Origin of the sequence: Burkholderia sp. GbtcB21 (genome assembly GCF_019091065.1) — a bacterium.
GTDB classification, from domain to species: Bacteria; Pseudomonadota; Gammaproteobacteria; order Burkholderiales; family Burkholderiaceae; genus Burkholderia; species Burkholderia pyrrocinia_C.
This window is the reverse complement of sequence record NZ_JAGXKA010000012.1, coordinates 159,580-180,256: the sequence shown is the minus strand read 5'-3', so window position 1 is coordinate 180,256 and position 20,677 is coordinate 159,580. Positions and strand designations below refer to the sequence as shown.

Annotated in this window: 20 protein-coding genes and 1 tRNA gene; 5 read left to right on the top strand and 16 right to left on the bottom strand. The window is 64.9% G+C overall.

Translation table 11 applies throughout. The features are described 5' to 3' along the window. Positions 1-10 precede the first annotated feature (10 nt). The 12 genes from KVT39_RS25020 to KVT39_RS24965 all read right to left on the bottom strand — a co-directional run bounded on the left by KVT39_RS25020 (position 11) and on the right by KVT39_RS24965 (position 12,661). Positions 11-397 carry an integration host factor subunit alpha gene (locus KVT39_RS25020; RefSeq protein ID WP_040144036.1) on the bottom strand — a complete coding sequence of 129 codons (387 nt, stop codon included), beginning with the start codon at positions 395-397 and terminating at the stop codon, positions 11-13. 72 nt (positions 398-469) lie between these two features. After that, positions 470-2,899, bottom strand: coding sequence for a phenylalanine--tRNA ligase subunit beta (gene pheT / locus KVT39_RS25015; protein WP_217590440.1), 2,430 nt, complete (start codon positions 2,897-2,899; stop codon positions 470-472). 97 nt (positions 2,900-2,996) lie between these two features. Continuing rightward, on the bottom strand, positions 2,997-4,010 hold the full coding sequence (gene pheS, locus KVT39_RS25010) for a phenylalanine--tRNA ligase subunit alpha (RefSeq protein ID WP_034184012.1): 1,014 nt from the start codon (positions 4,008-4,010) through the stop codon (positions 2,997-2,999). Positions 4,011-4,241: 231 nt separating this feature from the next. Beyond that, the gene (gene rplT, locus KVT39_RS25005) at positions 4,242-4,601 is read right to left on the bottom strand and encodes a 50S ribosomal protein L20 (RefSeq protein ID WP_004192938.1); all 360 of its coding nucleotides are present in this window, start codon (positions 4,599-4,601) and stop codon (positions 4,242-4,244) included. A 30-nt stretch (positions 4,602-4,631) separates the two neighbouring features. Then, positions 4,632-4,829 carry a 50S ribosomal protein L35 gene (gene rpmI / locus KVT39_RS25000; RefSeq protein ID WP_004191477.1) on the bottom strand — a complete coding sequence of 66 codons (198 nt, stop codon included), beginning with the start codon at positions 4,827-4,829 and terminating at the stop codon, positions 4,632-4,634. Positions 4,830-5,019: 190 nt separating this feature from the next. Then, entirely contained in the window at positions 5,020-5,544 is a 525-nt protein-coding gene (gene infC / locus KVT39_RS24995) for a translation initiation factor IF-3 (protein ID WP_071734130.1), read from the bottom strand. Positions 5,545-5,593: 49 nt separating this feature from the next. Beyond that, positions 5,594-7,501 (bottom strand): threonine--tRNA ligase, encoded by a 1,908-nt coding sequence (gene thrS, locus KVT39_RS24990; RefSeq protein ID WP_105390704.1) that lies wholly within the window; start codon positions 7,499-7,501, stop codon positions 5,594-5,596. A 271-nt stretch (positions 7,502-7,772) separates the two neighbouring features. Further along, positions 7,773-7,849 (bottom strand) — tRNA-Val (locus KVT39_RS24985). Between the two features lie 85 nt (positions 7,850-7,934). Continuing rightward, on the bottom strand, positions 7,935-10,169 hold the full coding sequence (locus KVT39_RS24980; RefSeq protein ID WP_034184010.1) for a bifunctional (p)ppGpp synthetase/guanosine-3',5'-bis(diphosphate) 3'-pyrophosphohydrolase: 2,235 nt from the start codon (positions 10,167-10,169) through the stop codon (positions 7,935-7,937). A 54-nt stretch (positions 10,170-10,223) separates the two neighbouring features. Next, positions 10,224-10,577: a RidA family protein gene (locus KVT39_RS24975; protein WP_034184009.1), complete on the bottom strand. Its 354-nt coding sequence runs from the start codon at positions 10,575-10,577 to the stop codon at positions 10,224-10,226. A gap of 80 nt (positions 10,578-10,657) precedes the next feature. Then, positions 10,658-11,554 (bottom strand): alpha/beta fold hydrolase, encoded by an 897-nt coding sequence (locus KVT39_RS24970; protein ID WP_217590439.1) that lies wholly within the window; start codon positions 11,552-11,554, stop codon positions 10,658-10,660. A 198-nt stretch (positions 11,555-11,752) separates the two neighbouring features. Further along, on the bottom strand, positions 11,753-12,661 hold the full coding sequence (locus tag KVT39_RS24965; RefSeq protein ID WP_217590438.1) for a LysR family transcriptional regulator: 909 nt from the start codon (positions 12,659-12,661) through the stop codon (positions 11,753-11,755). 138 nt (positions 12,662-12,799) lie between these two features. Here KVT39_RS24965 and KVT39_RS24960 point away from each other — a divergent pair, with 138 nt between their 5' ends. The 3 genes from KVT39_RS24960 to KVT39_RS24950 are packed head-to-tail and all read left to right on the top strand — an operon-like array spanning position 12,800 to position 15,137. Next, a complete protein-coding gene (locus KVT39_RS24960) occupies positions 12,800-13,357 on the top strand; it encodes an ester cyclase (protein WP_105390711.1) in 558 nt (185 codons plus the stop codon). 11 nt (positions 13,358-13,368) lie between these two features. After that, a complete protein-coding gene (locus tag KVT39_RS24955) occupies positions 13,369-14,385 on the top strand; it encodes a polysaccharide deacetylase family protein (RefSeq protein ID WP_131948523.1) in 1,017 nt (338 codons plus the stop codon). Between the two features lie 35 nt (positions 14,386-14,420). Further along, positions 14,421-15,137, top strand: coding sequence for an SDR family oxidoreductase (locus KVT39_RS24950; protein WP_217590437.1), 717 nt, complete (start codon positions 14,421-14,423; stop codon positions 15,135-15,137). A 142-nt stretch (positions 15,138-15,279) separates the two neighbouring features. Here KVT39_RS24950 and KVT39_RS24945 read toward each other — a convergent pair whose 3' ends face one another. After that, positions 15,280-15,921 carry a CoA transferase subunit B gene (locus KVT39_RS24945; RefSeq protein WP_034184004.1) on the bottom strand — a complete coding sequence of 214 codons (642 nt, stop codon included), beginning with the start codon at positions 15,919-15,921 and terminating at the stop codon, positions 15,280-15,282. A gap of 1 nt (position 15,922) precedes the next feature. Beyond that, positions 15,923-16,627 carry a CoA transferase subunit A gene (locus tag KVT39_RS24940; RefSeq protein ID WP_034184003.1) on the bottom strand — a complete coding sequence of 235 codons (705 nt, stop codon included), beginning with the start codon at positions 16,625-16,627 and terminating at the stop codon, positions 15,923-15,925. Between the two features lie 223 nt (positions 16,628-16,850). Here KVT39_RS24940 and KVT39_RS24935 point away from each other — a divergent pair, with 223 nt between their 5' ends. Beyond that, entirely contained in the window at positions 16,851-17,396 is a 546-nt protein-coding gene (locus KVT39_RS24935) for a PAS and helix-turn-helix domain-containing protein (protein WP_034184002.1), read from the top strand. Between the two features lie 117 nt (positions 17,397-17,513). Here the strand turns inward: KVT39_RS24935 and KVT39_RS24930 are convergent, their stop codons facing one another. Both KVT39_RS24930 and KVT39_RS24925 read right to left on the bottom strand, forming a co-directional pair. After that, on the bottom strand, positions 17,514-17,954 hold the full coding sequence (locus KVT39_RS24930; RefSeq protein ID WP_034184001.1) for a thioesterase family protein: 441 nt from the start codon (positions 17,952-17,954) through the stop codon (positions 17,514-17,516). Between the two features lie 32 nt (positions 17,955-17,986). Beyond that, positions 17,987-18,769 carry an SDR family oxidoreductase gene (locus KVT39_RS24925; protein WP_034184000.1) on the bottom strand — a complete coding sequence of 261 codons (783 nt, stop codon included), beginning with the start codon at positions 18,767-18,769 and terminating at the stop codon, positions 17,987-17,989. Between the two features lie 179 nt (positions 18,770-18,948). On the opposite strand from KVT39_RS24925, the gene KVT39_RS24920 reads away from it, so the two are divergent. Further along, positions 18,949-20,622 (top strand): electron transfer flavoprotein-ubiquinone oxidoreductase, encoded by a 1,674-nt coding sequence (locus tag KVT39_RS24920; protein WP_217590436.1) that lies wholly within the window; start codon positions 18,949-18,951, stop codon positions 20,620-20,622. Positions 20,623-20,677 lie beyond the last annotated feature (55 nt).

The window sequence follows — 20,677 nt, the reverse complement described above, 5'->3', positions numbered from 1 at the left end:
CGCGCGGGGCTTACTCCGCGCCGTTTTCGACCAGCGCCTTCAGCTTCTGGCTCGCGTGGAAGGTTACCACCCGGCGGGCCGCGATCGGAATCGCCTCGCCCGTCTTCGGATTGCGGCCCGGACGCTGCGGCTTGTCGCGCAGCTGGAAATTGCCGAACCCCGACAGCTTGACGCTTTCGCCGTTTTCAAGCGCGTCGCGGATCACCTCGAAAAACGCCTCGACCATGTCCTTCGCTTCACGCTTGTTCAGCCCGACGCTGTCGAACAGCAGCTCCGCCAGTTCCGCCTTCGTCAGCGTGGGCGTCTCGGCGGACGCCGGCGCCGAAGCGTCGCGGTTCATGGCGCTGCGTTGCGCCGTCAGGAGGGCTTCGAATTCACTCGAGGTCATGTCGTTCATATCTGCCATACAGCGCGTTGAATCAAAACTTACGATGGGAAAAAGCCGCCCGCAAGCGGGCGGGCCCTCTCCTTAGCCGCGCAGGCGCGCACCGGCACGAGCCATCCGCTCGACCAGCGTCTGGATCGCCTGATCGACGACCTCGTCCTGTAGCGTGCCAGCCGCGTCCTGCAGCGTCACGCGGAAGGCAAGGCTCTTCTCGTGCGCGGCAAGACCACCGGAAGTATTTGATTTTGCACGAAATTCGTCGAAGAGTACAACCTTCTGAACGAATCGGCAGGCTTCTTCGGCAAGCGCCTTCTTCATTTCGTCGAAAAGTGCCTGAACCTCGACCGCCTGATCGACGACAACGGCGATATCGCGACGTACCGGCGGGAATTTCGACACGTCGGTCGGCGCGGGCAGCGCACGCGTAATCAGCGCGTCCGCATCGATCTCGAACATCACCGGCGCGTGCGGCAGCTCGTACTTCTGCATCAGGCGCGGGTGCAGCTCGCCGATCCAGCCGACCGCGCGGCCATCGACCTCGATGCGCGCGCTGCGGCCCGGATGGAGGGCCGGATGCTCTGCCTTCACGAAACGTGCGGCCGCGGGCGCGAGCAGCGCCTCCAGATCGCCCTTCACGTCGAAGAAATCGACTGCGCGGGTCGCTGCGCCCCACTGCTCGTCGAGTGCCGGACCGTACGCAAGCGCGCCGACACGCTTCGGCTGCGCATGACCTTCGACGGCCAGCTCGCCGGCCTTCACCGACGAATCGGCGAGGAACACGCGGCCCGACTCGAACACGCGCACGCGATCGGCACGCCGGTTCAGGTTGTGACGCAGCACGGCGATCAGGCTACCGAACAACGTCGTGCGCATCACCGAAAGCTGGCTCGCGATCGGGTTCAGCAGCCGGATCGGGTTGTCGTTGCCGGCGAAATCGTGCTCCCACTCCGCATCGACGAAGCTGAAGTTGACGGTTTCCGCATAGTCGCGCGCGGCGAGTGCGTGACGGATGTCGTGAATCGAGCGCCGCGTTTCGTTGGTCGCACGCATTTCGCTCGTCGCGACCGGCGGACGCGCGGGGATCTTCTCGAAGCCGTAGATACGCGCCACTTCCTCGATCAGGTCTTCCTCGATCTCGATGTCGAAGCGGTGCGACGGCGGCGTAACGAGGAACGCGTCGTCTTCACGCTCGAACGGCAGGCCGAGGCGCGTGAAGATGCTGGCGATCTCGTCGGCGCCGATCTTCACGCCGATGATGCGGTTCGCGCGCGACACGCGCATCTTCACCGGCGCGCGCTGCGGCAGGTTCACGGACTGATCGTCGACCGGGCCGGCCTTGCCGCCGCAGATCTCGAGAATCAGCTGCGTGATGCGCTCGACGTGCTCGACGGTCGTCGCGTAATCGACACCGCGCTCGAAGCGATGCGCCGCATCGGTCGAGAAGTTGTACTTGCGCGCACGGCCGCGGATGCTGTCCGGCCACCAGAACGCGGCTTCCAGGTAGATGTTGGTCGTGTCGAGCGTGACGGCCGTGCTGTCGCCGCCCATGATGCCGGCCAGGCTTTCGACCTGGCGGTCGTCCGAAATCACGCCGACCGTTTCGTCGAGTTCGACCGTATTGCCATTGAGCAGCTTCAGCGATTCGCCGCGCTTGCCCCAGCGCACCTCGATGCCACCGTGGATCTTGTCGAGATCGAACACGTGCGACGGGCGGCCGAGCTCGAACATCACGTAGTTCGAGATGTCGACGAGCGCGGACACGCTGCGCTGGCCCGAACGCTCGAGGCGCTCGACCATCCACTGCGGCGTCTTCGCATGCGCGTTCACGCCGCGGATCACGCGACCCGAGAAGCGGCCGCACAGATCCGGGGCGGCAATGCGCACCGGCAGCGTTTCGTCGAGCTCGACGCGCACCGGGCGGATGTCGACCGGCGTCAGCGGCGCGCCGGTGATCGCAGCCGTCTCGCGCGCGATGCCGAACACGGACAGGCAGTCGGCCTTGTTCGGCGTCAGCTTGATTTCGAAGATCGTATCGTCGAGATTGAGCGTCTCGCGGATGTCCTGACCGACCGGCGTGTCTTCCGGCAGGATCAGCAGGCCGCTGTGATCCTCGGACAACTTCAGCTCGCGCGCCGAGCACAGCATCCCCTGGCTCTCCACGCCGCGCAGCTTCGACAGCTTGATCGCGAACGGCTTGCCGCCCTCTTCCGCCGGCGGCAGTTCCGCGCCGACCAGCGCGACCGGCACCTTGATGCCGGGCGCCACGTTCGGCGCGCCGCAGACGATGTTCAGCGTCGCGCCGGTGCCGGCGTCGACCTGGCAGACATTGAGCTTGTCCGCATCCGGATGCTTGACGACTTCGAGCACGCGGCCGACGACGATCTTCGACGTCGGCGGCGCAGCCTTGCTCAGCGATTCGACTTCGAGCCCCGCCATCGTCAGCGCGTGCGACAGTTCGTCGGTCGTGAGCTGCGGGTCGACAAAGGTTCTCAACCAGGATTCAGGGAATTGCATGGATGTCTACGTTCGAAACAGGTTAGATCGACGCCCGGGGCCCCATCGGATCGTCCGTCGGGGCGTGCGCGGGCACAGGTCGGCGCGGCGAGCGGCGTTATGCGAACTGGCGCAGGAAACGCAGGTCGTTCTCGAAGAACAGCCGGAGATCCTGGACGCCGTAGCGCAGCATCGTCAGGCGCTCGAGGCCGCTGCCGAACGCGAAGCCGATGTAGCGCTCGGGATCGAGGCCCATGTTGCGAATCACGGTCGGATGCACCTGCCCCGAGCCGGAGATCTCGAGCCATTTGCCGGCGTTCTTGCCTTGCTCGAACATCATGTCGATTTCGGCCGACGGTTCCGTGAACGGGAAATACGACGGACGGAAGCGCACGAGGATGTCGTCGCGCTCGAAGAATTTTTTCAGGAAGTCGGTATAGACGCCCTTGAGGTCGGCGAAACTGATGTTCTCGTCGATCCACAGCCCCTCGACCTGATTGAACATCGGCGAGTGGGTCGCATCGCTGTCGACGCGATACGTGCGTCCCGGCGCGATCACCTTGATCGGCGGACGGTTCATGCGCGCGTAACGCACCTGCATCGGGCTCGTGTGCGTGCGCAGCAGCAGCTGGCGGCCGTCGGCGTCCTTGCCTTCGACGTAGAAGGTGTCCTGCATCGAACGCGCCGGATGGTTCTCCGGGCTGTTCAGCGACGTGAAGTTGTACCAGTCGGTCTCGATTTCGGGACCGTCGGCCACGTCGAAACCGATCGAGCGGAAAATCTGTTCGACGCGCTCCCACGTGCGCATCACGGGGTGCAGGCTGCCTGCACCGGCGCCGCGGCCCGGCAACGTCACGTCGATCGCCTCGGCGGCGAGGCGCTGGTTCAACAGCGCGTCGGCCAGCGCCTGGCGACGTGCGGTCAGCGCGGCTTCGACCTGCTGCTTCACGACGTTGATGCGTGCGCCTTCGGTCTTGCGTGCTTCGGGATCGAGCTTGCCGAGGCCCTTCAGCAACTCGGTCAGCGCACCCGACTTGCCGAGAAATCGTGCTTTCTCGTTTTCGAGCGTGGTGATGTCGGCAGCCTGTTCGAAGGACTGCTGCGCGTCGGCGACAATCTGGTCCAGATCCATAGATCCCATCATTTCCAACGTCATTCGGTCTTGGCGAGCGAAATCGCCCACCAACAAAAAACGGCCCCCACGCTCTCTTCTTTCGCTGCCCCCCGAGGGGGCGATCGGCCCTCTTGGGGCGGCCCAGCGAGGGCCGATAAAAAAAGGGGCTCGGAAGAGCCCCGTTTTCGCTGCAGCGGCCGAGACTACCGGATCATCGCTGCAACTAACCACGCAGTGCTAATTTCGCAATTAGGCTGCAACGGCGGCTTTCACCTGCTTGACGATCGCAGCAAAAGCAGCCTTGTCGAACACCGCCATGTCGGCCAGCACCTTACGGTCGAGTTCGATCGACGCCTTCTTCAGGCCGTTGATGAACACGCTGTAGGTCATGTCGTGCTGGCGAACTGCCGCGTTGATACGCGTGATCCACAGTGCGCGGAACACACGCTTCTTGTTGCGGCGATCGCGGTACGCGTACTGACCAGCGCGCATCACCGCCTGCTTGGCGATGCGGTAGACGTTATTGCGGCGGCCGCGATAACCCTTGGCCAGGTTGATGATCTTCTTGTGGCGGGCCCGTGCGGTTACCCCACGTTTGACTCGAGGCATGTTTCTCTCCTTAGAGTATCGATTGAGGGGTTACGCGAACGGGAGCATCGCGCGGACGGAGTTCAGATCGGAATCATGAACTGCCGTTGCGCCGCGCAGATGGCGCTTGTTCTTCGTGGTTTTCTTGGTCAGGATGTGGCGCTTGAAGGCTTGACCGCGCTTGACGGTACCGCCCGGACGCACCACGAAGCGCTTTGCAGCGCTCTTCTTGGTCTTCATCTTAGGCATGACGAACAACTCCAGTTTATTAGATGGCGATGGGTGTGCGGTTGGCTTGCGCCCTTGACCCGCCCTTCGAAACCCAGTCCACTTGTGTACGGCGTACCGCTTGCGCAGCCGCCGTCATTGTTGGCGCGCCGCCCTGACCGGGCAACGCGCCGAACCACTTCCGAACCTGCGCGCGAAGCGCGCGAGCCCGTTACTTCTTTTTCTTCGGCGAGAGCACCATGATCATCTGGCGCCCTTCCATCTTCGGCATCTGCTCGACCTGGCCGACTTCCTCGAGATCTGTGCGCAGACGCTCAAGCATCCGCATACCGATTTCCTGGTGAGCCATTTCGCGACCGCGGAAACGCAACGTGATCTTCGTCTTGTCGCCCTCTTCGAGGAAGCGCACGAGATTGCGGAGCTTGACGTTGTAATCCCCGTCATCGGTACCCGGGCGGAACTTGACTTCCTTGACCTGGATGACCTTCTGCTTCAGCTTCGCTTCGTGCTGCTTCTTCGATTCCTGGTACTTGAACTTGCCGTAATCCATCAGACGGCAAACCGGGGGAACCGCTTGCGGCGCGATTTCCACCAGGTCAACATCCAGTTCTTCCGATTTACGGAAAGCATCAGCGAGTTTTACGATACCGAGCGGTTCGTTCTCGATCCCGACCAGACGCACTTCCGGCGCAGTGATTTCACCGTTGATGCGATGCGACGACTTATCAGTAGCGATGTTACGTTTCCTCTAAAAATTAAAAAAACGAGCCGCGCTGCCAGGGTGGTTACTTGAACGAGCGCAGGTCTTCCTGCAGACGCTCAACGAAGGCATCGACCGGCATCACGCCAAGATCGACGCCGCCACGGGCACGCACGGCTACCGTTTGCGCATCACGCTCCTTATCGCCCACGACGAGGAGATAAGGCACCTTTTCCAGCGTGTGCTCGCGTATTTTATAGCTAATCTTCTCGTTGCGCAAATCCGCCGTCACTCTAACCCCTTGTTTTTGCAACGATTGGGCCAGAGATTGCGCATATTCGACCTGACTTTCGGCGATATTGAGCACAACAGCCTGCATCGGCGCGAGCCAGACCGGCATCGCACCAGCGTGGTGCTCGATCAAAATGCCGAGGAATCGCTCCATCGAACCGACGATCGCACGGTGCAGCATCACGGGCCGGCGACGGCTGTTGTCTTCCGCCACGTACTCGGCGCCGAGGCGTTCCGGCAGCATCATGTCGAGCTGCAGCGTGCCGCACTGCCACGAACGGCCGAGCGCGTCCTTGATGTGGTACTCGATCTTCGGACCGTAGAACGCACCTTCGCCCGGCAGCTCTTCCCACTGGAGGCCGCACGCCGTCAGCGCTTCACGCAGGCCCTGCTCGGCACGATCCCACGTTTCGTCGGAACCCATGCGCTGCTCCGGACGCAGCGACAGCTTGATGTCGATGTGGTCGAAGCCGAAATCGCCGTACACGCTCATCGCGAGCTTGTTGAACGCGATCGACTCGGCAATGATCTGGTCTTCCGTACAGAAGATGTGCGCATCGTCCTGCACGAAGCCGCGCACGCGCATCAGGCCGTGCAGCGCGCCCGACGCCTCGTTGCGGTGGCACGAGCCGAATTCCGCGTAACGCAACGGCAGGTCGCGGTACGAACGCAGGCCGTGCTTGAACACCTGGACGTGCCCCGGACAGTTCATCGGCTTGATCGCGTAGTCGCGCTTCTCCGACTCCGTCGTGAACATGTTCTCGCGATAGTTCTGCCAGTGGCCCGACGCTTCCCACAGCGAGCGGTCCATGATCATCGGCGTCTTGATCTCGAGGTAGCCGGCTTCGTTCACGCGGCGGCGCATGTACTGCTCGACCTGCTGCCACAGCGCCCAGCCCTTCGGATGCCAGAACACCATGCCCGGCGACTCTTCCTGCATGTGGAACAGATCGAGCTGCTTGCCGAGCTTGCGGTGGTCGCGCTTTTCCGCTTCCTCGAGCATGTGCAGATACTGATCCTGGTCTTCCTTCTTGGTCCAGGCCGTGCCGTAGATGCGCTGCAGCTGCTCGTTCTTCGAATCGCCGCGCCAGTACGCGCCCGCGACCTTCATCAGCTTGAAGACCTTCAGCTTGCCGGTCGACGGCACGTGCGGTCCGCGGCACAGATCGGTGAAGCCGCCGTGCGAATACAGCTTGATTTCGTCGCTCTGCGGAATCGACTCGATGATCTCGGCCTTGTACTTCTCGCCGAGACTGCGGAAATAACCCGCGGCCTCGTCGCGCGACACGACACGGCGCGTCACGGGCTCGTCCTTCTTCACGAGTTCCTGCATGCGCTTTTCGATCTTTTCCAGATCTTCCGGCGTAAACGGACGGTTATACGAGAAGTCGTAATAGAAGCCGTTGTCGATCACGGGGCCGATCGTCACCTGCGCATCCGGATACAGGTCCTTCACCGCGTATGCGAGCAAGTGCGCCGTCGAGTGACGGATGATGTCGAGGCCGTCGGCATCCTTGTCCGTGACGATGGCGAGCGACGCGTCGCGGTCGATCACCGTGGACGTATCGACGAGTTCGCCGTCGAGCTTGCCACCAAGCGCAGCCTTCGCAAGGCCGGGACCGATCGAGGCTGCAACCTCGGCAACTGTCACCGGATGCTCGTATTGTCGAACTGAGCCGTCAGGCAAGCGTATCGAAACCATACCAATCTCCGTGATGCCGACAGTGGGCGGCAGACCAGGCACGCGATGTAAAAGTCACGCGCGGAATTTTCGCGACAAAAAAAATGCGGCCCCGCTTTCGAGGGGCCGCATTCGATACTTCACTCAAACTGAAAGGGCGAAAACGTTCCTCGACTAGCGTCGCTCCGAAGTGGTTTCGGTCAACGTTCGCGGTGTCATAACCGTATTCGCCTTGTTCGCGTTGAGCTATTTACTGCATCGAACACCCGGAGACCGGGCATTCTCAATTCGTTGGTAGGCTCGATTGGACTCGAACCAACGACCCCCACCATGTCAAGGTGGTGCTCTAACCAGCTGAGCTACGAGCCTAGAGAAGCTGAAATTATATGGAGCTGCTATCGGTTTGGCAAGCGTTTTTATGCGGTCGCAGCAAAATAACGGTGCTCCAACCCCATCATGCCTTGCGACCGGCCCGCACCACGCCCTGCACCTCACCGAGCAGCGTACAGGCGCGCTGGACTTGCGCCGAGTTCGACACCTCGACCGTGAACTGCATGAATGCCGCATTGCGGCGACTCTGCGTCTTCACGCCCACCACGTTGATCTTTTCGCGTGCGAACACTTCGGAGATGTCGCGCAACAATCCTTGCCGGTCGCTCGCCTCGATCATCAGGTCGACCGGATAGACGGATGCGCCGCGCCCGCCCAGCACGTCGGCTGACCAGGTCGTCTGCAGCACGCGTTCCGGCGCGCGCTCGACCATCCGGCGAAACGTCGGGCAGTCGCTCCGATGGATCGACATCCCCTTGCCGCGCGTGACGAAGCCGCTGATCGGATCGGGCGGTGCCGGCCGGCAGCAACGCGCGAGCTGGGTCAGCAGCGCGTCGACGCCCACCACCAGCACGCCGGTCGACGCACCGTGCGCAACGCTCGCGCCGCTGCTGCGCTTTTCGAAATCGGCAGGCGCCTCGGGCGCAGGTTCAGGCGGCGGCGCATCGGACAGCGCGTGCTCGACATTGCGCAGGCTGAATTCTTCCTTGCCGACGACCGAGAACAACTCCTCGGGCGACTTGAAGCCGAGCTTCGCGGCGAGGTTGTCCAGGTTGACCGACGTCTTGCCCTCGCGCTGCAGCGTCTTTTCGACGAGCGCCCGGCCATGCGCAACATTTTCTTCCTGCTCGATCGAGTTGAACCACGCCCGCACCTTCTGGCGCGCGCGCGAGCTCTTCAGGTAACCGAGCTGCAGGTTCAGCCAGTCGCGCGACGGCCCGCCCTCCTTCACCGCGACGATCTCGACCGTCTGGCCGTTCGCGAGCGGCGTGTTCAGCGGCACCATCACGCCGTCGACGCGCGCGCCGCGGCAACGATGACCGAGCTCGCTGTGCAGGTGGTACGCGAAATCGACCGGCGTCGCGCCCTGCGGCAGCGCGATCACGCGCGCCTGCGGCGTCAGCACGTAGATGTGATCGTCGTCGAGCGACGTCTCGCGCAATTGCGCCCACGCCTGGTCGCCCGATACCCCCGGGCCGTCCTCGACATCGTCCTTCCATGCGAGCAACTGACGCAGCCACGCGATCTTCTCGTCGTACTTGTCGCTCGCCGAGAACTGGCCGCCGTAGCCGCGCGCGCCGGCCTCCTTGTAGCGCCAGTGCGCGGCAACGCCGTACTCCGCGAAGCGGTGCATCTCCTGCGTGCGGATCTGCACTTCGAACGCACGGCCGTCGTCGCCGATCACGACCGTATGCAGCGACTTGTAGCCGTTCGGCTTCGGCCGCGAGATGTAGTCGTCGAACTCCTTCGGTACCGGCTGCCACAGGTGATGCACGATGCCGAGCACCGCGTAGCAATCCTTGATGTCGGGCACGATCACGCGAAACGCGCGCACGTCGTACAGCTCGGCGAAATCGAGCTCCTTGCCGCGCATCTTGCGCCAGATGCTGTAGATATGCTTCGGCCGGCCGCTCACGTCGGCCTGGATGTGCGCGTCCGCCAGCTCGTGCTGCAGCCGACCGATCGCCTGCGTGACGTACGCCTCGCGTTCGATGCGCTTCTCGTCGAGCAGCTTCGCGATCCGCTTGTAGGTGACGGGATCCTCGAAGCGGAACGCGAGATCCTCGAGCTCCCACTTCAGTTGCCAGATCCCGAGGCGGTTCGCGAGCGGCGCATAGATCTCGAGCGTCTCGCGCGCGACGTCGGGCGGCGGGTCGATCTTCGCGGCCGCGTAGTAGCGCAGCGACTGCAACCGCGACGCGAGCCGGATCAGCACCACGCGGATGTCCTGCGCAAACGCGAGCAGCATCTTGCGCAGCGCCTCGATCTGCGTGCGCCGCTCTTCCGCCGCGTCGCGCCCGGCGTCGGGCACCGCGTTCTGCGCGGCGCGCAGGCTGACGGTGCCGAGCCGCAACAGCTTGCGCACGTCCGACACGAGCCGCGCCACTTCGTCGCCGAAACGTTCGGTGAGCTCGCGCTCCGGGTCGTTCAGGTGCGGCGTCAGTACGAACAGTGCGGCGGCCTGCATCGCGGACGGATCGACGTTCAGCGTGCGCATGATCGACGCCGTGCCCGCCGAGTGATCGGCGAGCAGTTCGCCGGACGACAGCCGTGCGTCGCCGGCCCGCTCGCGCACGAACGCGAGCACGTCGTCGAACGACGGTGCCGCGACGGGGGAAGTGGAAACGGACTCGGTCATTGCACGGCCTGACGGAATGCGGTCATCGTCGGTTAATGCTCAACTCAGCGCGGCTCAGCTCCGCTGCGCGGCGACGACCACGATCTCGACGAGCAGCGCCGGATCCGCGAGCTTCGCCTCGACGGTGGCGCGCGGCGGCGTGTTGCCCTGCGCGACCCATGCGTCCCACTCCGCATTCATGCCTTCGAAGTTCGCCAGATCCGAGATGTAGATCTGCACCGACAGCAGATGCGCCTTGTCGCTGTTCGCTTCGGCGAGCAGGCGGTCGATGTGGCCGAGCACTTCGCGCGTCTGGCCCCTGATGTCCTGCGCGGTGTCTTCGGCGATCTGGCCGGCCAGATACACGGTACCGTTGTGGATCGCGGTTTCGGAGAGACGGGCCCCGACGTGATGACGAATGACTGCCATGGAATGTTCCGGTCTTGAGTGGGTGAAGAATCGGACGACGGCACGGCCCGCGTGCCGCCGAACCGCATATTATGACGCGTTTATGCGTCGCCTTCGACGAAAAACCGCCGCGCGAGCGCAATCTGGTCGGCGCCGATGAACGCCGGCGCGTGACCCGCACCCGGAATCTCGACCTGCGTCACATGCCGGCCGCGACGCACCATGTCGGCCACCGTCTCGCGCGACAGCAGGTCGGACGTCTCGCCGCGCACGACGAGCAGCGCCGCGTCCGTCGTCTCGATGGCGTGCCACAGTGCGGCCTCGCCGAGCGCGGCCAGTTCGGGCGTCGTCGCCTTGAACGGCTCGGCGATGCGCGGATCGTAGCGCATCGTCCAGCCGCCTTCGGGCAGTTCGCGCAGCAGCGGCCCGTTGAGCTCGCGCCACTCGTCGGCGGTCAGCGCGCCGAACGGCAGCGACAACGACGTCAGATAGTCGACACCCTCCTGTTCGGTCGCAAAGCGCGGCTGCACGCCGAGATACTCGCCGATGCGCGTCAGCGAATCGGGCTCGATGCGCGGGCCGACGTCGTTGACGATCATCCGCCGCAGCGGCGAACCGGGCAGGCCCGCGAACGCGATGCCGATCAGGCCGCCCATCGACGTGCCGAACCAGTCGACCGATTCGACGTCGAGCCGCGCGATCAGCGTCACCATGTCGGCCACGTATTGCGGGATCGCATAGAGCCGCGGATCGGCGAGCCAGCCGGACCGGCCGCGCCCGACGACATCGGGGCAAACGACGCGATAGGTATCGGACAGCGCGGCGGCGAGCCTGTCGAAATCGCGCCCGGAACGGGTCAGGCCATGCACGCAGACCAGCACGCGCGGGTTGGCGGGGTCGCCCCATTCGGTGTAGGCGACGTGATGAAGGCCGGCAGCGCTCGCACACTGCACGCGCCGCTGGCGAGGAACCGGGGGATTCGCTTGGGTCGTTGGCATCGTTGGCATCCTGTCGAACGGGGGCGCGCAGCGAGGCAACGCTGGTGCGGCCCAATGCAGACGATTGTAAACCGCTTCGGTCGCGCGGCGCGGCCCGACACGGTCTGCCACCGGCCATCCGTGCCGCGGAATGCTGCGCGCGTGATGTTCGCCGGGCGCCCTCTTTCGACGAAACGATCCGCACAATCGCGCGCAACGTCAGCTCTCGTCCCAGTGCCACGCCGCCTGCAAGCGCTCGCGCATGAAGTCGACGAACGTCCGCACGCGCAACGCGAGATGCCGCCCGCCCGGATAGACCGCATGCAGCGGCGCCGCTGGCGCCGCATACGCAGGCAGCACCCGCACGAGCCGGCCCGCCTCGAGATCGGACGCGACGTCCCAGATCGACTTCAACGCAATGCCCGCGCCGTCGAGCGCAAGCATGCGCGCCGCGCCCCCGTCGTTTGTCAGCACCGCCGCCGCGACCTCGACCGCGATCGGGCCGTCCAAGCCATCGAACCGCCATTCCGCCTGCAGTTGCTCGCCCATCACGATGCAACGGTGCGCACGCAGCTCGCCGGGATGCACCGGTAAGCCGCATTCGGCCACGTATGCCGGCGACGCGCACAGCACGCGGCGGTTCGGCGCCAGTTCCCGCGCGATCATCGACGAATCGGCGAGACTGCCGATCCGCACCGCGACGTCGATCTCGTGCGCGAGCAGATCGATGACCGTGTCGGTCAGAATCAGTTGCACGCACACCTGCGGATGCCGGCGCCGGAACTCGGCGACGAGCGGCGCGATCCGCAGGCGCCCGATGTCGCCCGGCGCGGTCACGCGCAGCAGGCCGCTCACCGTGCCGCGGCGATCCTGCATCAGCGTTTCCGCCAGGTCGACTTCGGCGAGGATGCGCAGCACCTGTGCATGGAACAGCGCGCCCTCGTCGGTCAGCGTCTGCCGGCGAGTCGTCCGGTGCAGCAGGCGCACGCCGAGCCGTGCCTCCAGGTGCGCAAGCCGTTTGCTGATTACCGACAGCGACAAGTCCTGCTCCCGCGCCGCCGCCGACAGGCTGCCCGCCGCGACGACGATCGAGAAGGTTTCCAGCGCGGGCAGGTCGTCGATCAGCATTCGAGCATCCTCGAGCCGCCACCCTTTCTTTTTTTCGAATAATCCATTCGATTCCCCTTGGTATTTATATCGAATTCGGAAACCTACCATGACGTCACTGCGCCATCCAGGCGCACCATCATGAAAAAGGAGAATCCGATGTCTGCGTTGCAACGATTCCTGCGCCGCTCGATTGCCGGCACGCTCGCGACGACGTTTGCCGCAGTCGCGCTACCGCCTGTCACCGCCAATGCGGCCGATCTCGCGGCTCCGCTGCACCTGACGGTCGCGGCCGGACTGCCTGCCGCGCAGGCGAACGACCAGATCCTTGCGGCGCGCCGCTACGCCACGTTCTGGGACACCGGAGACGAGACGCTTGCGCGCGCGGCACTCGCTGCCGACTTCACGGATCGCACGCTGCCGGCCGGACGCGCCCAGGGCCTGCCGGGGCCGCTCGCGGCATCACGAACGATGCGCGCGGCGATTCCCGACCTGCATTGCGAGATCGAGCAGATGATCGTCGCCGGCGATCGCGTCGTCGTCCACCTGCGGTTTCGCGGGCATTTCACCGCGGTCTTCGGTAACACGACCGGTCATGGACAGGCAGTCGATTTCATCGCGACCGACATCTACCGGATCGCGGCCGGCCGGATCGCCGAGAACTGGCACATCGAAGACAACCTGACACTGATGCGCCAACTCGGCGTCGCAAACTGAGGGCCCGGCCGATGACGAACTTCGATCCTTCGATGCGCACGGCCCGCCGCGCGTTCCTCGCACAGGCCGGTGCCGGCGCCGGGCTGGCCGCCGCCGGCGCGGTACTCGGCAGCGCAGCGCGGGGCGCAAGCGCCGCAACGGCCGGGCCGCTCGCCGCGCCGACCGCCGCGGACGGCAAGTTCTGGCCGGACGACATCCGCCTGGCGATCTCGATCTCGATGCAATTCGAAGCCGGCGGGCAACCGCCCAAGGGCGCGGACAGCCCCTTCCCGCCAGTCGCGTTTCCACCGTCCGTGCCGGTCGATCTCGCGTCAGCCACCTGGTTCGCATACGGCTACCGGGAAGGGATTCCGCGCCTTCTCGACCTGTGGGACCGCCACGACGTGAAAGTCACGTCGCACATGATCGGGGAAGCCGCGCGCCGCCATCCCGAACTGGCCCGCGAGATCGTCGCGCGCGGCCACGAAGCGGCCGCGCACGGCCCGACCTGGCGCTCGCAGTTCGCAATGAGCCGCGACGACGAGCGACGCTTCCTGACCGAAGCGCGCGACATGGTCGAGGCGGTGACCGGCACGAGGCCGATCGGCTACAACTGCAACTGGTTGCGGCGCGGGCCAAACACGCTGTCGTTGCTGCAGGAACTCGGCTACGTCTATCACATCGACGACGTCAGCCGCGACGAGCCGTTCATCGAGACCGTGAACGGGCACGATTTCGTGGTCGTCCCGTACACGCTGCGCAACAACGACATCCTGCTGATCGAAGGCCGCAATTACTCGCCGACGATGTTCTTGGAGCAGATCAAGCTCGATTTCGACCAGCTCTACGCGGAGGCCGGGCAGCGACGCAGGCTGATGTCGATCAGCGCACACGACCGGATCAGCGGCACGCCGCAGATGGTCCGTGCGTGGGACGAATTCCTGCGCTACGCGCGATCGCATCCGGGTGTCGCGTTCATGCGCAAGGACGAGATCGCGCGTTACGCGCTCGGCAGCGCGGCGACACTGCGCGAAACCGAGACGATCTGACCGGATTTCTTTCTTCTCAACGGAAACGAACCATCATGAACGATTCATTCAATGGCAACGCGGTGCTCGTGGTCGGCGGGAGCTCCGGGATCGGCGCGGCGGCCGCGCAGGCATTCGCGCAACGCGGCGCACGCGTGACGATCGCTTCGCGCGACGCACGCAAGGGCGAGGCGATCGCGGCCGCAATCGGCCGCGGCACGCGCTTCGCACCGCTCGACATCACGCGAACCGACGAAGTCGACGCATTCTGCGCACGCGCCGGCCGGTTCGACCACGTCGTGATTTCCGCCGCCCAAACCGCAACGGGCCCGGTCCGCTCGCTCGCACTCGACGCCGCGCAGGCCGCGATGGACAGCAAGTTCTGGGGCGCGTATCGCATCGCGCGGGCAATCGACATCGTCCCGGGCGGCTCGCTGACGTTCGTGTCGGGGTTTCTCGGCGTGCGACCGAGTGCGTCGTCGGTGCTGCAGGGCGCGATCAATGCGGCACTCGATGCACTGGCCCGCGGCCTGGCACTCGAACTGGCCCCGGTACGCGTCAACACGGCGTCGCCCGGCCTGATCGCCACGCCGCTGTGGGACAAGCTCACGACCGACGCGCGCGACGCCATGTTCGCCGGCGCCGCGCAGCGGTTGCCGGCGCGCCGCGTGGGCCGGCCCGAGGATGTCGCGAACGCGATCGTCTATCTGGCGGCGACGCCGTACTCGACCGGTTCGACCGTACTCGTCGACGGCGGCGGCGCAATCGCGTAATACATCGAGAAAGGTCCGTGACACGGGCGCGACCGCCATAAAAACGCGCATTCCCGCGCGCCAAAAGACAGCGCCCCGCATGCATCGAAGCATGCGGGGCGCCGCAGCCGCGCAACAGCGCGCGGCGCCAAGCTCCGTCGGCTTACGCGACCGCGCTCACGTCGAGCGGTGCGCCCGTCTTCGCCTGGATCTCGTCGGCGCTCACGCCGTCGGCGAGCTCGAGGACCTTCAGGCCGGCCGGCGTCACTTCGATCACACCGAGATCGGTGATGATCAGGTCGACCACGCCGACACCCGTCAGCGGCAGGTTGCACTCGTCGAGAATCTTGTGCTGATCGCCCTTCGCGACGTGCTCCATCAGCACGACGACGCGCTTCACGCCCGCGACGAGGTCCATCGCGCCGCCCATCCCCTTGATCATCTTGCCCGGGATCATCCAGTTCGCGAGGTCGCCCTGCTTGCTGACCTGCATCGCACCGAGGATCGCGAGGTTGATGTGGCCGCCGCGGATCATTGCGAACGAGTCGGCCGACGAGAAAATCGACGAACCCGGCAGCGTCGTGACGGTCTGCTTGCCGGCGTTGATGAGATCGGCATCGACTTCATCTTCGGTCGGCGACGGGCCGATGCCGAGCAGCCCGTTCTCCGACTGCAGCCACACCTCGACGCCTTCCGGCACGTGGTTCGCGACGAGCGTCGGCAGGCCGATGCCGAGGTTCACGTAGAAGCCGTCCTGCAGTTCCTGCGCCGCGCGCGCGGCCATCTGGTCACGATTCCAGGCCATGTCAGTCTCCTTTCGCGCGTACGACGCGTTGTTCGATGCGTTTTTCCGGCGTCGCGTTCAGCACGATGCGCTGCACGAAAATCCCCGGCGTATGAACCTGGTCCGGATCGAGTGTGCCGTTCTCGACGATCTCCTCGACCTCCACCACGGTGATCTTGCCGGCCATCGCGCACATCGGGTTGAAGTTGCGCGCGGTGCGGCGATAGATCAGGTTGCCGGACTTGTCGGCCTTCCACGCCTTCACGAGCGCGACGTCGGCCGTCAGCGACGGCTCGAGCACGTAGTGACGATCGCCGAACTGGCGCGTTTCCTTGCCTTCCGCGATCACGGTGCCGTAGCCGGTATTCGTGAAGAACGCGGGGATGCCCGCGCCGCCCGCGCGCAGCTTTTCCGCGAGCGTGCCCTGCGGTGTGAATTCGAGCTCGAGTTCGCCGGCCAGGTACTGGCGCTCGAACTCCTTGTTCTCGCCGACATACGACGAGATCATCTTCTTGATCTGGCGCGTTTCCAGCAGCAGGCCGAGACCGAAACCGTCGACGCCCGCGTTGTTGCTGATGCAGGTGATGCCCTTGACGCCCGAATCGCGCAACGCCGCGATCAGCGCCTCCGGAATCCCGCACAGGCCGAAGCCGCCCACCGCGAAGGTCTGTCCGTCGCGGACGATCCCTTCCAGCGCGGCAGCCGCGCTTGGATAGACTTTGTTCATCTGTTGTCCCTTCCTTTATGGAAACCAGCAAAACCGGTTCACGCGCCCACGTGGGCCGCAAGCCCGCCGCATCATTCTATGCATGCGCGGCGATGCGTGCGTCGAGGCGCGCTGTTTTTATGTCGCGGCGAACTGCCGCGAGATGCCTGAAAGGGTACGATGCGGCGCGGATGCGGCACAATACGCAAAAATACATAAGCGTTTGCCTCCGGTTGCCTGCGCCATGCCCGCTCTCGATTACCAGACTGCCTTCCACCTCGCGCCGCTCGGCCTCGTGATGTCGCGCGACCGCGTAATCGAGGACTGCAACGACGCGCTCGCGTCGATCTTCCGCTGCGCGCGGGCCGACCTGATCGGAAAATCGTACGAGGTGCTCTACCCGTCGACGGACGAATTCCAGCGAATCGGCGAGCGCATCTCGCGCGTGATGGCCGCAAACGGCATCTATTCGGACGACAGAATCATGAAACGGGCCGACGGCGAGCTGTTCTGGTGCCACGTGACGGGCCGTGCGCTCGACCGCACCGCGCCGCTCGCGGACGGCGTCTGGACCTTCGAGGACTTGAGCGCGACGCGCCGCGTCGCGGTCGAACTGACTCCGCGCGAGCGCGAGATCGCCGCGCAACTCGCGACCGGCAAGACCAGCAAGCAGATCGGGCGCGTGCTCGACATCAGTTCGCGCACGGTCGACATCTACCGCGCACGGCTGATGCGCAAGTACGGGACGAACAACACGCCGGAGCTGGTGCAGCGCCTGCTGGGGCAATGAACGGGCAGTGAATGGCGGCGCCCGGATGACAATCGGCCGCGCATGGCGGCCGATTCGGGTAACAAACGGGCATCGCGACTCACCGGCGCGACGGCGCCGGTCTCGCCGTATCGGCGCTCAGACGATTTTCGTCGCGAGCGCGCGCTCGATCGTGTCGCGCAACAGTTGCGGCAGCGGCACCGACTTGCCGAGCGCGTAATCGACCCACACGCAGCGCGCGTTGCCGCGCGCATAGACGTGCTGCGGATCGTCCGCACGCGTGAGCTCGAAACCGGTGTCGAAGCTGCTTCGGCCGGGTTTCGCGGCCGACATCTTCGCGATCACGTCGCCCGGATAATGCAGTTGCTTGAGGAATTCCATCGACGCCGTGACGATGACGGGCCCCTGCCCCTCGCCGTTGCCGCCGGCGATGCCGAGTTCCTCGAACCACGAGATCCGTGCCTGCTCCATGTAGCGGAAATAGACCGTGTTGTTCACGTGGCCGAACGCGTCCATGTCGCCCCAGCGGATCGGCATCGACATCTCAAAAACGGGTGAGTAATCGCTTGTTGCGCTCATTGCAGTCTTCTTTGTTGCTGAATGTCATCCGCTCAGGCGAGGCCGAAGCCGTCGTCGGCGGAGATGATCGAACCATTGATGAACTGCGACTCGTCGGCCGCGAGCAGCAACAACAGCCCGTCGAGATCCTGCGGCTTGCCGACGCGCCGGCGCGGCAGCATCGACTGCAGCTTCTGGCCCTGCTCGGTTTCCCACAGGTAATGATTGATTTCGGTATCGATATAGCCCGGACAGATCGCGTTGACGTTGATCCCGTGGCGCCCCCATTCGAGTGCCATCGCGCGCGTCATCTGCACGACCGCGGCCTTGCTCATCGCGTACAGCCCGATCTGCGGAAACACGCGCAGGCCGGCCACCGACGCGATGTTGATGATCCGGCACGGCGGCTTGCCGTTACCGTTGCCGTTCGCGCGCATGATCATCCGCTTCGCGACTTCCTGCGCGACGAAAAACGCGCCGCGCGTGTTGGTATCGAACACGAACTCGAAATCGGCCGGCGTCACGTCGACGAGCTTCTGCATCGTCGACACGCCGGAATTGTTCACGAGGATGTCGATCGTGCCGGCTTCCGTCTCCGCGTGCGCGACCGCCGCCTTGATGCTCTGGACGTCGGTGACGTCGAGCGACACGACGTGCGCTGCACCGCCCGCCGCCTCGATCTCCGCGCGCAGTTCCTTCAGGCGCTCCACGCGTCGGCTCGCGAGCACGACCTTCGCGCCGGCCTGCGACAGCACCTGCGCAAAACGCTGCCCGAGGCCGCTCGACGCGCCCGTGACCAGCGCAACCTTGCCTTCCAGATTGATCGATCGACCCATTTGCACATCCCCTTTCGATGTCATTTCGCCAGCCCGGGCAACACGGCCCGGCCGACATAACCCTAGCACAAAAAATAGAACGATCGTGCTAATCTAGACGCATGCTGTTGCGGCAAGCGTTTCGTTTCGCAGACAATACGCTCCCGAATAAAAGCATTCTAACGGTTAGAGGAACGCCAATGACCCCCGCAAGCCTCATCGAGCAATACGGCCCGCGCGAATCGATGGAATACGACGTCGTGATCGTCGGCGGCGGCCCCGCCGGGCTGTCGGCGGCGATCCGGCTCAAGCAGCTGGCCGCCGAGAAAGGCACCGAGATCGGCGTGTGCGTGCTCGAGAAGGGTTCCGAGATCGGCGCGCACATCCTGTCGGGCGCGGTGATGGACCCGCGCGCGATCACCGAACTGTTCCCCGACTGGAAGGAACAGGGCGCGCCGCTCACCGTCGAGGTGACGGAAGACCGCTTCCTGTTCCTGTCCGAGAAGAGCGCGGTGACGACGCCGAACTGGGCGCTGCCCGAGAACTTCAAGAACCACGGCAACTACGTGATCTCGCTGGGCAACGTCACGCGCTGGCTCGGCACGCAGGCTGAGGCGCTGGGCGTCGAGATCTTCCCGGGCTTCCCGGCCGCGGAGATTCTCTACAACGACGACGGCTCGGTGAAGGGCGTCGCCACCGGCAACATGGGCGTGGGCAAGAACGGCGAGCCGACCGAGAACTTCCAGCTCGGCATGGAACTGCACGCGAAGTACACGCTGTTCGCCGAAGGCTGCCGCGGCCACCTCGGCCGCCAGCTGATCTCGAAGTTCAAGCTCGACGCGAACGCCGATCCGCAGGCGTACGGGATCGGCATCAAGGAGCTGTGGGAAATCGATCCCGCGAAGCACAAGCCGGGCCTCGTGATCCACACGGCCGGCTGGCCGCTGAAGTCGGATACCTACGGCGGCTCGTTCCTGTATCACATGGACAACAACCAGGTCGTGGTCGGCTTCGTGGTGGGCCTCGGCTACACGAACCCGTACCTGTCGCCGTTCGAGGAATTCCAGCGCTACAAGACGCATCCGTCGATCCGCGCGTTCCTGGAAGGCGGCAAGCGCGTGTCGTACGGTGCGCGCGCGATCACCGCGGGCGGCCTGCTGTCGCTGCCGAAGACGGTGTTCCCGGGCGGCGCGCTGATCGGCGACGACGCGGGCTTCCTGAACGCATCGCGGATCAAGGGCAGCCACGCGGCGATCAAGACCGGCATGCTGGCGGCGGACGCCGCGTTCGACGCGGTGCAGGCCGGCCGTCAGAGCGATGAACTCAACGCGTACCCGGACGCCTTCAAGCAGTCGTGGCTGTACACGGAGCTGTACCGCGCGCGCAACTTCAAGCAGTGGATGGCGAAGGGGCTGTATCTCGGCACGCTGATGGTCGGGCTCGAGCAGAAGGTGATGGGCGGCAACGTGCCGTGGACGCTGCATCACCAGCACGCAGACCACGAGACGCTGAAGCCGGCGTCGCAGTGCGAGCCGATCGAGTATCCGAAGCCGGACGGCAAGCTGACGTTCGACCGTCTGTCGTCGGTGTTCATCTCGAACACGAACCACGAGGAGAACCAGCCGGCGCACCTGACGCTGAAGGATGCGAGCGTGCCGGTGAACGTGAACCTGCGCACGTACGCGGGGCCGGAGGGGCGCTTCTGCCCGGCGGCGGTGTACGAGTTCGTGAAGAACGACGACGGCAGCGATCGGCTGGTGATCAACGCGCAGAACTGCGTGCACTGCAAGACCTGCGACATCAAGGACCCGACGCAGAACATCGTGTGGGTCACGCCCGAAGGCGGCGGCGGGCCGAATTATCCGAACATGTAACCTGCCGGAACGCGCCGCCACGAGCGGCGCGTTTTTTGGGCCGCTGCACACTGCT